This is a genomic window from Leptolyngbya sp. AN02str (genome assembly GCF_050565595.1).
Classification (GTDB): Bacteria; Cyanobacteriota; Cyanobacteriia; order Elainellales; family Elainellaceae; genus Kaiparowitsia.
Genome location: NZ_JBNXVR010000006.1, coordinates 123,721 through 136,232, shown reverse-complemented (window position 1 = coordinate 136,232; position 12,512 = coordinate 123,721). Strand labels below are relative to the sequence as shown.

The 12,512-nt window shown below is 54.3% G+C and carries 10 protein-coding genes; 6 read left to right on the top strand and 4 right to left on the bottom strand.

All coding sequences use genetic code 11. The features are described from left to right. Nucleotides 1-157: 157 nt before the first annotated feature. Nucleotides 158-1,519: an NAD(P)/FAD-dependent oxidoreductase gene (locus ACQ4M4_RS06625; protein WP_430683690.1), complete on the top strand. Its 1,362-nt coding sequence runs from the start codon at nucleotides 158-160 to the stop codon at nucleotides 1,517-1,519. Nucleotides 1,520-1,651: 132 nt separating this feature from the next. Here the strand turns inward: ACQ4M4_RS06625 and ACQ4M4_RS06620 are convergent, their stop codons facing one another. Next, nucleotides 1,652-1,975 carry a DMT family transporter gene (locus ACQ4M4_RS06620; protein WP_430683689.1) on the bottom strand — a complete coding sequence of 108 codons (324 nt, stop codon included), beginning with the start codon at nucleotides 1,973-1,975 and terminating at the stop codon, nucleotides 1,652-1,654. A 140-nt stretch (nucleotides 1,976-2,115) separates the two neighbouring features. Here ACQ4M4_RS06620 and ACQ4M4_RS06615 point away from each other — a divergent pair, with 140 nt between their 5' ends. Both ACQ4M4_RS06615 and fabG read left to right on the top strand, forming a co-directional pair. Beyond that, the gene (locus ACQ4M4_RS06615; protein WP_430683688.1) at nucleotides 2,116-2,490 is read left to right on the top strand and encodes a hypothetical protein; all 375 of its coding nucleotides are present in this window, start codon (nucleotides 2,116-2,118) and stop codon (nucleotides 2,488-2,490) included. 41 nt (nucleotides 2,491-2,531) lie between these two features. Then, on the top strand, nucleotides 2,532-3,230 hold the full coding sequence (gene fabG / locus ACQ4M4_RS06610; protein ID WP_430683687.1) for a 3-oxoacyl-ACP reductase FabG: 699 nt from the start codon (nucleotides 2,532-2,534) through the stop codon (nucleotides 3,228-3,230). Nucleotides 3,231-3,521: 291 nt separating this feature from the next. Here the strand turns inward: fabG and ACQ4M4_RS06605 are convergent, their stop codons facing one another. The 3 genes from ACQ4M4_RS06605 to ACQ4M4_RS06595 all read right to left on the bottom strand — a co-directional run bounded on the left by ACQ4M4_RS06605 (nucleotide 3,522) and on the right by ACQ4M4_RS06595 (nucleotide 6,371). Beyond that, nucleotides 3,522-4,883: an amidase gene (locus ACQ4M4_RS06605; RefSeq protein ID WP_430683686.1), complete on the bottom strand. Its 1,362-nt coding sequence runs from the start codon at nucleotides 4,881-4,883 to the stop codon at nucleotides 3,522-3,524. Nucleotides 4,884-5,440: 557 nt separating this feature from the next. After that, nucleotides 5,441-6,049: a fasciclin domain-containing protein gene (locus ACQ4M4_RS06600; protein WP_430683685.1), complete on the bottom strand. Its 609-nt coding sequence runs from the start codon at nucleotides 6,047-6,049 to the stop codon at nucleotides 5,441-5,443. Nucleotides 6,050-6,212: 163 nt separating this feature from the next. Next, nucleotides 6,213-6,371 (bottom strand): hypothetical protein, encoded by a 159-nt coding sequence (locus tag ACQ4M4_RS06595; protein WP_430683684.1) that lies wholly within the window; start codon nucleotides 6,369-6,371, stop codon nucleotides 6,213-6,215. Between the two features lie 373 nt (nucleotides 6,372-6,744). Between ACQ4M4_RS06595 and ACQ4M4_RS06590 the strand changes: the two genes are divergently transcribed. The 3 genes from ACQ4M4_RS06590 (at nucleotide 6,745) to ACQ4M4_RS06580 (ending at nucleotide 12,412) form a co-directional block, all read left to right on the top strand. Further along, on the top strand, nucleotides 6,745-7,392 hold the full coding sequence (locus tag ACQ4M4_RS06590; RefSeq protein ID WP_430683683.1) for a tetratricopeptide repeat protein: 648 nt from the start codon (nucleotides 6,745-6,747) through the stop codon (nucleotides 7,390-7,392). A 404-nt stretch (nucleotides 7,393-7,796) separates the two neighbouring features. Then, nucleotides 7,797-9,056 (top strand): efflux RND transporter periplasmic adaptor subunit, encoded by a 1,260-nt coding sequence (locus ACQ4M4_RS06585; RefSeq protein ID WP_430683682.1) that lies wholly within the window; start codon nucleotides 7,797-7,799, stop codon nucleotides 9,054-9,056. Between the two features lie 167 nt (nucleotides 9,057-9,223). Further along, a complete protein-coding gene (locus ACQ4M4_RS06580; RefSeq protein ID WP_430683681.1) occupies nucleotides 9,224-12,412 on the top strand; it encodes an efflux RND transporter permease subunit in 3,189 nt (1,062 codons plus the stop codon). Nucleotides 12,413-12,512: the final 100 nt, after the last annotated feature.

Below are 12,512 nucleotides of genomic sequence, written 5' to 3'. Positions count from 1 at the left end.
ATCCTGCCAAATGCATAAGATTGCAGTTTAGGCAACATTTCTGTAACAGTTGATTGCGCTTAGATAGAGCAGGTCAAACCTGCCTGTGTGCAAACATGGGCTGAGCAATCAGCCCACCAGCCAACCCTTTAACAAACCCTTAGCGAGGACGTGCCCCATGACAGCACAGAACACAGCAACTCAACACCGTGTGGTGATTGTGGGCGGCGGGTTTGGTGGCTTGTATGCCGCAAAGGCTCTGGGGTCAAGCAATGTGGACGTTACCCTGATTGACAAGCGCAACTTTCACCTGTTTCAGCCGTTGCTGTATCAAGTGGCAACGGGAACGCTCTCTCCGGCCGATATTTCGTCCCCGCTGCGGGCGGTGCTGAATCGCCACAAAAACGTGCATGTGCTTATGGATGAAGTGGTGGATCTCGATCCCCACGCTCAGGAAATTATGACCAAAACGGGGCGCGTTCCTTACGATACGGTGGTCGTGGCTACGGGCGTTAGCCATTTCTACTTTGGCAATGAGCACTGGAAAGAGATGGCTCCTGGGCTGAAAACGGTGGAGGATGCGCTAGAAATTCGACGACGTATCTTTATGGCATTTGAGGCGGCGGAAAAGGAAACCGATCCCGAAAAGCGCAAAGCGTGGCTAACGTTTGTGGTGGTGGGGGGCGGCCCAACGGGCGTGGAACTGGCAGGAGCGATCGCCGAGTTGGCATTCCATACCCTCACCAAAGACTTCCGCAAGTTTGATACCCGCGAGGCTCAAATCTTGTTGTTGGAAGGAATGGATCGGGTGTTGCCGCCCTACGCGCCAGAGCTATCCACCAAGGCCAAAGAAGCGCTGACCCATCTGGGAGTCACGGTTAAAACGAGCACGCTAGTGACGGATATTTCCGAGCACACCGTGACCTTAAAACAGGGCGATACAGAAGAACGCCTGGAGGCGAGAACTATCTTGTGGGCGGCAGGAGTGAAGGCATCTGGCATGGGCAAAATTTTGGCCGCACGGACTGGAGCCCAGCTCGATCGCGCCGGACGAGTGATTGTCGAACCCGACTTGAGCGTGCCGAACTATCCCAATATCCATGTGGTTGGCGATTTGGCGCACTTTGCCCATCAGGGCGATCGCCCCTTGCCGGGAGTGGCTCCTGTGGCCATGCAGCAAGGCGAGTATATGGCCCATCTCATTCAAAACCGCGTCAACAGCCAAACCGTCGCCCCGTTTGTCTATCAGGACAAAGGCAGTCTAGCTGTGATTGGCCAAAATGCGGCAGTTGTGGATCTGGGCTTTGTCAAATTCAGTGGCTTTATGGCATGGCTCACTTGGGTATTTGCCCACATCTACTACCTCATCGAATACGACAACAAAATGATTGTGATGCTGCAATGGGGCTGGAACTATTTCACCCGCAGTCGCGGCGCACGGTTAATTACCGGTGAAGCCGATTTGATGTCGGTTGAAATTGGAGATGACGGTGAGTACCACATGCCCGCTCATAAACCCCAGTCGCCCGTAGAGGTCTAGGGTTGGGTGTATCGCCTAAGGACGGTGCCTTGTGGAATAACTGGAAATCGGGCTTGCGATCGCATAGCAAAGCCCGATTTGGTGAGCGCATAAAGGCAGGCGTGCCAACTGATGTTGAGGCACGAGCGGACACTAGTTTTCGAGAAATCGATTGAGTACCATGACGCCTGCCAGAATCATGGCAATGCCCATCACGCTGCCCCAGTTTAAGGATTCTCGAAACAGGAACACACCAATCAGCACGGTGCCAACAATGCCTGCTCCCGACCAAATGGCATAGGCCACACTCAGCGGAATGTGCTTGAGGCTGAGAGAAAATAGGTAAAACGCCAAGCTGTAGCCAATGACCACCACAATTCCCAACCCTGGGCGGGTGAACCCATTGGAAGCCTTGAGGGCGGTGGAGGCAGTAATCTCGCTGGCGATCGCCAGAAACAAAAAACCGAGTGCAGACATAGGGAACGGCCTAAATAAACGCCAGTGGTAACAGGTTGCTGCTTTATCATTCCCTAAGCGCTGGTTTGCTGCAAATGGCAGCCCAAGATTGGCAAACTGGCACCTGCGTTGAACCCATACCAAAGTGATACATTGGCAGAATGGTGATTGTTTCGTTTGATGAAATTGAGCAGTATCGCGCCCTGCTTGCCGACAATGCAGCGGCGCAGCGATCGCTCGACGTGATTAGCGACTGCGAAGGAGACTTGGAAGATGCCGCGATCTCCCTGGCGTTGCGCGTTGGGCAAGAACCCACCGAATCGGAACGGTGGCTTGATGGGTTTGCCAAGCGATGGCGCGTGCAGCTTTGTAGCAGTGCGCTCCGCACGTTACTCATCGATGGCGCGTTTCCCGATGCACTAGATACCCTGGTGGCCGAAACATCAATTCCCATCAGTCTGGCGGTGCCAATGCTGCTGTATGTCCACAAAATGGGTCTTGAAGAATTCTGTAAGCCGCTCGAAGAAAAGCTGTGATTGAGTAAGATTGCATCCAGTAAGAGGCAACGGAATTCGCCATGAAGGGAAAGCACGTGTTGTTGACAGGGGGAACGGGCGGCCTGGGCTTGGGGGTGACACCGACCGTATTGCAGCAGGGAGCGAGCTCGGTCACCATTCCCGTGCACAATGCTCAAGAATCGGAGCGGCTAAAGGGGCGCTTGGCGCCGGCAGACTTGGCACGGGTGCGGTTTGTGCCCGCCGACCTTACCGATGAACGCTCGGTGCAGCAGCTCATTGATGAGATGGAGCGTGTGGATGCCGCGATTCATTTGGTGGGTGGCTTTTCAATGGGTAAAACCCACGAATACAGCCTGGAGCAATGGCAAAAAGACTTTCAGCTCAATTTGGAAACCACGTTTTTGGTATGTAAGCACAGTCTGCGGCGAATGCTAGGCCAGGACTATGGACGCATTGTTACGGTGGGCTCTCGCGGAGCCGTGCAACCGGGTGCCCAACTGGCGGCCTACTGTGCTTCCAAGGCGGGGGTGGTGGCGCTGACTCAGGCGATCGCCGACGAAACCCGTGGCACCAACATCACCGCAAATGTCGTCATGCCCAGCGTCATCGATACTCCAGCAAACCGCGCCGCCATGGGGGCTGCCAATGCCGCCCAATGGGTCAAACCCGAATCTCTAGGAGGCGTCATTTGCTTTTTGGCTTCAGAAGCTGCACAAGACATGCGCGGGGCAGTCGTTCCGGTCTATGGAAATGTGTAACAACCAGATGATCCTTCCACCATGCAACAATTGACCATCTCAACCACTTATCTCGACTGGTTGGCCGTACTTGGATACCTCGCCTTTGCGGCCTTTGTGGCCTGGGCCGTGTTCAATACTAAGCCGAGGGGCTAGGGGTTAGGGGGCAGGGGCTAGAGAGAGAATCGGGAGTGGGGAGTTGGGAATATACCGGACATACACCTGAAACACTTCAGCACCTCTGGTTCCTTTGCCTTCCGCCTGTGGCGGGAGAACTTCCACCCCAAGTCCCTAAATCCCAAATCCTAACTCCTACTCCCTACTCCCCTCTTCCCCCTCTACCGCGATCGCGGGACGATGCTGGCTCCAGGGTCGCGCAGCTTCGATTTGAGCGGCGATCGCAATGATGGTCATGTCGTTGGCGGGTTGGCCGACGAGCTGTATTCCAATGGGTAAGCCGTTGGGAGTAAATCCGGTAGGGATGGCGATCGCGGGTTGCCCGGTTGCGTTGAACGGTGGGCAGGGCGCAACCCAGTGCACAATCTTGTCAAACATTTGGGCGGTTCGGAGGCGTTTCCATTCCCCAACCCGAATGGTGGGATGCATGTACACGGGCAGCACCAATGCATCCAGGTCTTGCAGTTGGGTGACGATGCGACGGGCGATCGCCTGCATTTGCATCACAGCTCTTAGGTATACCCCACCCGAATTTCGGCGCGATCGCTTGAGCAACCAGCGATTCAGCCGACTCATCAAAAACCAGGGCACCCCCATATCCACTCCTGCCTGCCACACCGTAATCAGCGGCTTCACCAAATCGGTCATATCCAGCGTAATTTGCTCGGCTCGGTGGCCCATCTCTTCCAACAGCTGCACCGTTTCCATCACGGCTTTTTTGCACAGCGGATCAAACTCGCCCATCGGTGGCAACGCGGTTAAAAAGCCAATTCGTAGTGGCTTTATGGGTTGGTTCACGGCTGTTACAAAGGGCTGCTCTGGCGTCGGTAGCCAGTAAGGATCGCCCGCAATTGGCCCAGACATGGCATCCAGTAGAGCAGCAGCATCGGCAACGGTGCGGGCAATTGGCCCATCCATGGCAAGACCACTGAGCTTATCGCCAATGGGCGCATGGGAAACCAGGCCTCGTGATGGCTTGATGCCGACCAATCCACAGCAAGAGGCTGGTCCACGAATTGAGCCGCCACCATCGGACCCGTGAGCAACCGGGCACAACCCCGCCGCCACGGCTGCGGCAGCACCCCCACTAGAGCCCCCCGGTGTATAGTCCACATTCCAGGGATTGCGTGCGGGTGCAAAACCTTTGGGCTCGGTGTAGGGGGTCGCCCCAAGTTCCGAGGTTGCCGTCTTGCCCAAAACGACAAAGCCCGCCTGCTGAATCTTGGTCACAACGCCAGCATCTTCGGTGGCCATGCGATCGCGCAAAGCCTTGATTCCATAACTACAGGGCACACCCGCCATGGGAGTCAGGTCTTTAATGGAAATGGGCACACCAAAAAAGGGCGGTAAGGGGTCTGCATTGGCTCCCAAATTTGCGAGTGCCTCCGTTTTCGTAGCGGCATCTTCCAACGCATAGTCTGCCAATACGGTGAAATAGCTCCCCAGCAATGGATTGAGCTGTTCAATCCGCTGCAGATATAGCTCTGTTAAATCCAAGGGTGATATCTCCCCCTGGCGAATCATACGTGCTTGATCAAGGGCTGAAGTGAAAGCAAGATCGGCCAGATTCATAACAGAGTTAAGCGAAGAAAGTTGGGCAGCGACGATGGATGTAAAACCGGAAGAAATGGGGCGAAAATCAGCCGGAAATCATTGGTCTACAGTCTATAGTAAAAGGCCAAACCTGACGCAAAATGTAGGCCAATTCAGGAAGTGGAGCGTCGCTGCTAAGAGTCCTTGGGGAACTCAATTCAACACCCGTTGGAGCGATCGCCCATTCATAGTTTCTCCCTCGCTTGTTCATCCCGGTTGAATCATCAACACGACTGGCGCAGGTGAATGATGCTTGGGCCGCTTAGCCCCGCAAACATCATTCAATCCCTGGTTTTTCGGATGACGTGCGTAAATTCTAATCAAATCAGAAAAAATCCCCTTCTTTCGCAGCGGAAAGAAGGGGAAACACTCTCGTTCGGGCTAAGGAATCAGTCAATGCAATGTCGATTCCTGGGGAAGAAATCTACCGTTGCAAGCTCTCTATGACACTCACAGGAATCTTAGAGCTGCAAGTTGGGGGGTAGCAGCACTTGGTCAATGGCGTGGATTACGCCGTTGCTAGCAACGATATCGGGCTCAACCACACGAGCCTCGCCAACGATAACGTTCGCACCTTCGGTAGCCACATTCAGGGGCTGACCCTCAGAAGTGGAAATTTCGCCGGGGGTAATTTCGGTAGAAGGAACCTCGCCGGACACTACGTGGTAGGCCAGAATCTGGCGGAGTTGCTCTTGGTTCTCAGGCTGTAACAAAGCATCCAGCGTTTCGGGAGGAAGGGCTTCGAAAGCCTCATTGGTGGGAGCAAAGACGGTGTAAGGACCAGGCTGGCTCAGCATGTCTTGAGCGCCAGCAGCCTGAATAGCCGCTTCTAGCGTGCTGAAAGAATCGTCGTTAGCCACAACTTGATCAATTGTCTCGGTACCTGCAGCATCCGTTGCAGGAGCGCCAGCTACGGGTTCTTCGTAGGTTCCTGCAGGCGACTCTGCAGTTGCACCGGGTGCGGTCGAGTCAGTAGCGGTGGTGTCTGGTTCGGCGCAAGCTGCCAAAATCGTTGCTGCACCAACACCCATCACACCCAAAAACAGCCGCTTGGATAGTTTACTCATCATGTTCCTCCGGTTGAATTGTACGAGGGCGTACAGTTCATGAATGTTTGCGTTTGTTCTTCTCTACCCTACGCAGCCCACCTACCTTTGCCGTCTCCCATCCGACAGGCTTTTTGGTGCTCTAGTTTACATCTTTGGGCTGATGGAATCCTCAGCAAGCATGACTTTAGTAACGAAACGTTAAGCTGTCGGCACCAAATTTTTCTAGCGATTTCAAGGCTTGGGGAGGATAGCAAGGCTTGCAGAGGAGATAAGAGGACGCGATCGCCCGCTGTTCAGTTTTTCCCTGAGCCGACAAGCGCGATCGAGTGTGCTGGGAATGCACCAGTCGCCGATGGAATGTCTTTTGGCCTGATGCAGATTCAGATCAATGCCTCAACCATCGATTCAATCGATGGTTGGAATCGTTTAAGACTTGCGGTTTTAGATTCTTGAATCATCCCAGGCTTGCGGTTTTAGAATTTTAGTTGAGCGAGCCCATGTGGATGGCCTGGTACCTTAAAAATCCTCAAATCAAAACGTTAGATTTTCCCGTTGGGATGTCCTGACTGATGTTCCTTCAAGAGATATTGGGTGATGTTCTAGACGTTTGGTTATTGGTTAGGGAAGGGGTGCATCGCACCCCTTCCCTAACCAATAACCAAACATTTGAAACACGACCAGATATTGAATCCTCATTTTTCGCACGAAGAGCGTTTATGAATAGCTCCCTTATCGCAAATTTGCGTGCCGAGCTGGCCCATTGGGACGGCATGATCCAAAGTCAGGGTGGGCCAGCGACGGCCTATGTTCGCCGAGGAATGGCCCGGTTTAAGCTGGCGGATGTGACTGGAGCGATCGCCGATTTTGACCAGGCCGAAGTGTTGGAACCCAATCTAACTCCGTATCTGTGGCAGCGAGGCTTAGCGTATTACTACACAGGCCAGTTTGCAGAGGGGGCTGCCCAGTTTGAGCGGGATCTACAAGTGAACCTGCATGATATTGAAGAAACGGTGTGGCGCTATTTGTGCGAAGCTCGCCTCACCGATGGTGACGCGGCTCGACGGGTGCTCACGCCGATTGCAACATCGGTGCAGTCTGATGGCCGCCGGGTGATGCAGTTGGTGTATGAACTGTGTGCCCAAGCAGCGACCCCTGGGCAGGTGTTGGAGGTGGGGGGGCAACTGGGCGATCGCGGCCAGTTCTATGCGCACCTCTATGTTGGGCTGTACCACGAAGCGTTTGGTCGTGGGGATAAGGCTCAGCAATTTGTGGCGATCGCAACCCAATCCTTTCCCCAACCGGAAGACTACATGTGGCACCTGGCGCGAGTTCACTGCCAACTGCGCGGGTGGCCTATCGCCTAACCTTCAGCGCCTATCGCTTGTTACTCAACACAGAATTACTTTTTAACTTTTATAAAGGATTTATAAAGCTAAGCCTGGGTCGCAAAATCCTCGCAAAAAAGGATAATGTCGCGCAGCCTTGGCTGGTGGAGCGCGATCCCGCTCCCGATTGTCGATTGATCCAATCGGGTGATGCAGCCCAAGGGTGGCTCCGGTACGATTGCCCAATCAGCCCGATGTAAAGGTTTTTGTAGAGCAGGAACCTTTTACTCCGTGCCATTTCTACACATCATTTTTGCTCAACATTGCATGGTTGTGGCGGTCTCAACCGTGTTTGTTCATCATCTTTTGTTTGTTCATCTTTAGATGTGATGGGTTCCTTCGCACCGTTCACCACTTGTTCTTCTCAATCTTCAAGAGCTTCGATGAAACAGTTCACCATTCCACGCTCAGGGCGATTTTTGGGCACTGCTTTGGCAACAACCCTGATGCTCAGTTCTTGTCGCGGTGGCCCACCGGCTGGCATGATGGGCGGTCCACCGGCTTTTCCTGTGGAAGTGCAGCAGCTCGAAGCATCAACGGTGCAGGAGGCATCCGAGTTTGTGGGGGCGCTCGAAGCCTCGGATCGGGTTGCGTTGCGGCCTGAGGTATCGGGTCGAATTGTCGAGATTTTTGTAGCGCCGGGCCAACAAGTTACGGCAGGTACGCCGATTGCTCAACTGAGTGCCGATCGCACCCAGGCAGAACTGTCGGGGGCCGTGGCAGATGTGGAAGCCTCGCGAGCAGCTGTCACTACAGCGACGGCCCAGTTACGAGCCGCCGAGGCAGAGCGCGATCGCAATGCCGCCGACGTAACCCTGCGAGAAACGGAACTGCGCCGCATTCGCATTCTGGTGGATGAAGGAGCCTTTGCCCAACAAAATTTGGATGAAGCGGTGAATGCTCGTGCCACGGCTCAAGCCGCCTTAAGGGCTGCCGAAGAGCAAGTTGGTGCTGCTCGTGCCGCCCTTGCCGAAACCCAAGCCCGCTTTGAGCGTGCCCGTGCCGATCAGGCCGTTGCGGCAGAGGGGGTTCGCGATCAAAGAGTGCTGGCCCCCATTGCTGGCGTGGTGGGCAATGTGCCAGCCAAGGTGGGCGATTTTGTCACCCCCAGTGATGCCATTACCAGCATCATTCAGAACAGCACACTGGATCTCAACATTTCGGTGCCGATTGAGCGCGCGCCCGAGCTGCGGGTTGGAATGCCTGTGGAACTGCTCGACGCCCAAGGCAACGCCGCAGTGCGCGGACGAATTAGCTTTATTTCTCCAGAAGTGACAACCCAAAACCAGGCCGTACTGGCCCGCGTCACCTTTGCGAACGATGGCAGCTTGAAGGATGGCCAGCTTGTTCGGACTCGGGTGATTTGGGAAAGCAGTCCTGGTTTGCTAATACCCACAGCGGCGGTCACCCGAATTGCTGGACAAACTTTTGTTTATGTAGCGGAAACCGGGGAAGAACCCGGCCCCGACGGGGAACCCATGCTGGTGGCTCGGCAGCGTCCGGTCACGCTGGGTAGCATTCAAGGCAATGGCTATCAGGTCATTTCTGGGGTGCAGCCTGGGGAAGAGGTCATTGTTTCAGGCATTTTGAATTTGCAAGATGGGGTTCCCATTTCTAGAGGGCAACCAGTGAGCCAGCAGTAAGTTTGCCCCAGGTTTGTCCAACAAGTTGCTAGGAGTTGTGAGGCGGTCACCCCTGGATTGTTCTTCCTTCATTCTGATCGCCTGATTCACTATTTCACGATTTGCTATTCACTGTCTGGATTGTCCGTTCCTGATCGTGTTTTCAGTCCCTTCTCCACATCTGTCTCATGTTCGTCAACTTTTTTATCAAACGTCCGGTTTTCACCATCGTTTGCGCCATCATCACTGTTTTGCTGGGGGCGATCGCAGCACCCACGTTGCCCGTGGCTCAGTTTCCCGAAATTAGCCCGGTGCAGGTCGTCGTAACAGCCAACTATCCCGGTGCCGATGCTGAAACCGTTGAAAGCGCTGTCACCAACTTGATCGAACAAGAGATCAACGGTGTGAAGGGGATGAAGTACATTAGCTCCAGCAGTGGCAGCGATGGTACCAGCCAAATTACCGTAACGTTTGAAGGGGGCGTTGACCCAGATTTGGCAACGGTGAATGTGCAAAGCTTGGTCTCGCGGGTTGAGCCTCGGTTGCCATCGCTAGTTACCCAAACTGGGGTCACGGTTTCGCAGCAGTCGAGTAATTTTTTGATGGCGATCGCCGTTTTTGACGAAACGGGACAGTATGACGCCACCTTCCTGAGCAACTACATCGACCAGTACATGGCGGACTCTTTGCGCCGCATTCGAGGCGTTGGTTCGTTGCAAATTTTTGGGGAACGTAAGTATGCCATGCGCATATGGCTAGACCCCAACCGTTTGGCTGCACGGGGGCTAACGGCCGAGGATGTGTCGAATGCGATTCGGGAACAGAATATTCAAGTGGGTGCGGGGCAGTTAGGAGCGCAACCTGCCAACCCCAACCAAGACTATCAGCTCAATCTGCGAGCTGATAGCCGCCTTCAGGATGTTGGTGAGTTTGAAAATCTGATTGTTGCTACTTCGGAGAATGGCAGCTTGGTGCGGCTCCGTGATGTGGGCCGAGTCGAACTGGGGGCCGAAAATTACGGCACCTTCTTGACCTACAACGGGATTGAGGCAACCGGGATTGGGATTACGCAGCGGCCCGGAACCAATGCGATCGCCACATCGGAGGCGGTTCGCAATGCCCTAGCCGATCTCTCCGAGGCATTTCCTCCCGGTATCAACTATGCCGTTGCGTTTGATGCGACCACCTTTGTGTCGCGATCGCTTCAGGACGTTGTGTTTACCTTATTTACCGCCGTTCTGCTGGTGGTATTGGTACTGTTCATCTTTCTGCAAGATTGGCGCGCAACATTGGTGCCAGCCATGGCCATTCCCATCGCGTTGATTGGGGTGTTCATTTTCACCAAACTGTTTGGGTTCTCGCTCAACACGCTGACGCTATTTGGCTTGACCTTGGCAACGGGTGTGGTGGTGGATGACGCGATCGTGGTGGTGGAGTCGATTTCTGCCAAGGTAGACGCGGGGCTCTCTCCATTTCGGGCGGCGATCGAGTCGATGAATGAACTGGCAGGGGCCGTGATTGCCACATCGCTTGTGCTGATGGCTGTGTTTATTCCCGTAGCCCTATTTCCCGGAACTACGGGAGCCATTTACCAACAGTTTGCCCTCACGATCGCCTTTTCCATTGTCGTGTCAACCTTTAATGCGCTTACCTTTTCGCCTGCGATGTCGGCTCTGTTGTTGCGTCCTCGGCCTGAGCAGCATGGCTGGTTAGGCAGACAGTTTGATCGGTTTAATGGTTTCTTGGACCGGGTGCGGGTGCGGTATGAGCGATCGCTCAACCTCCTCTCCCAGCTGAAATATGTGGTGCTGGCGCTGTTTGTTGCAGCGTTGGTGCTGACGGGCTTTGTGTACCGCATTGTGCCTAGCTCCTTTCTACCGGAGGAAGACCAGGGCTACTTTATTACGCTGATTCAGGCACCGGAGGGCGTGTCGCTTAACTACACCAAGCGCATTGCCGATCAAGCCTCGGAGCTGGTGAGTGCTGAACCCGAGGTGGCCTCCAACTTTGCAGTGACAGGCTTTAGCTTTGCGGGTGTGGCTCCTAATCAGGGCATTATGTTTACCCTGCTCAAGCCATGGGAAGAACGCAAAGGAGCGCAGCAAACCGTTCAGGGAATTTTGCAACGGGTGCAGGGCAAGTTCTTTGGCATTACCGATGCGCGCATCTTTTCGCTGAATCCGCCCGCAATTCAAGGGTTAGGCAACTTTGGTGGTTTCCAGATGGAGCTGCAAGATCGACGAGGCAATCTGCCCCTGTCGGACTTTGTCGGCAATATGTACCAGTTACTGGGTGCCGCGAACCAAAATCCCAACTTGATGGCAGTCTTCTCAACCTTTACGGCTAATACGCCGCAGCTGCTGGTGGAAGTAAATCGCGATCGCGCCAAAGCCTTGAATGTGGATATTCGCGATGTTTTCAACACGATGCAGAGCTATCTAGGAGCCGAGTACGTCAATGACTTCAACCTGGGGCAACGTACCTACCGGGTGTATGTGCAGGCCGATGAGCAGTTTCGCGCCGATCCAGAAGATGTGAACCAGCTCTATGTGCGATCGCTCAACAATGAAATGGTGCCACTGTCGAACCTCATTACCCTCACACCCACCACCAGCGCCCAAACAATTACCCATTACAATCTGTTTCGGTCTATCTCGGTGCAGGGAAGCGCCGCTCCTGGCAAGAGTTCGGGACAGGCGATTCGGGCGATGGAGCAGCTGGTGGGGCAAGTGCTACCGCGCAACTTGGGCTTTGAGTGGACGGGAACGGCACTCGAGGAAATTGAGTCTGGTAGCCAATCCACGCTGTTCTTTGGCTTTGGAATTGTGATGGTGTTTTTGGTGTTGTCGGCTCAGTACGAGAGCTTTGTTGACCCGGTCATCATTCTGCTCACGGTGCCGTTGGCCATTTTGGGAGCGCTGGGTGGAGTTTTCCTGCGTGGTTTTCCCAACGATGTATACGTGCAAATTGGCTTGGTGATGCTGATTGGTCTTGCCAGTAAGAACGCGATCTTGATTGTGGAATACGCGAACCAGCTGCGACAGGAAGGCCTCACGATTACCAAAGCTGCGATCGAAGCCTCGCAAGAACGACTCCGACCAATCTTGATGACGGGAATCTCTAGCTTGGTGGGCTTCTTTCCGTTGGCGATCGCCACAGGAGCCGGAGCCGCCAGCCGCCAGTCGCTCGGCACCGCATTGGTAGGAGGTTACCTCATTGCCACCTTCCTTAGTTTGTTTGTGGTTCCGATTCTGTACATCATCGTGAAGCAGTTGGCCGATCACTTCTTCCCACCCAAAGATCCCTCCACTGCCGATGACGAGATTCACGGTAACCAACCCCAACCCCTTGAGGAGCAAGAAGGTATTACAGGCTAAAGGGTTCTCCTGAAGTGAACTAGCCTTCGCATTCCTTTCGCTCACCCTTTCTAAGAAACGGCTGAAACCCTGATTAGACATCAGGCTCAGCCGTTTTTTG

What these genes read in the sequence shown, in the direction of transcription:
- ACQ4M4_RS06625 (WP_430683690.1), top strand. Translation starts at nt 158, where the DNA reads ATGACAGCACAGAACACAGCAACTCAACACCGTGTGGTGATTGTGGGC.
- ACQ4M4_RS06600 (WP_430683685.1), bottom strand. Translation starts at nt 6,049, where the DNA reads ATGATGAGTAAACTATCCAAGCGGCTGTTTTTGGGTGTGATGGGTGTT.
- ACQ4M4_RS06590 (WP_430683683.1), top strand. Translation starts at nt 6,745, where the DNA reads ATGAATAGCTCCCTTATCGCAAATTTGCGTGCCGAGCTGGCCCATTGG.
- ACQ4M4_RS06615 (WP_430683688.1), top strand. Translation starts at nt 2,116, where the DNA reads ATGGTGATTGTTTCGTTTGATGAAATTGAGCAGTATCGCGCCCTGCTT.
- ACQ4M4_RS06580 (WP_430683681.1), top strand. Translation starts at nt 9,224, where the DNA reads ATGTTCGTCAACTTTTTTATCAAACGTCCGGTTTTCACCATCGTTTGC.
- ACQ4M4_RS06585 (WP_430683682.1), top strand. Translation starts at nt 7,797, where the DNA reads ATGAAACAGTTCACCATTCCACGCTCAGGGCGATTTTTGGGCACTGCT.
- fabG (WP_430683687.1), top strand. Translation starts at nt 2,532, where the DNA reads ATGAAGGGAAAGCACGTGTTGTTGACAGGGGGAACGGGCGGCCTGGGC.
- ACQ4M4_RS06620 (WP_430683689.1), bottom strand. Translation starts at nt 1,975, where the DNA reads ATGTCTGCACTCGGTTTTTTGTTTCTGGCGATCGCCAGCGAGATTACT.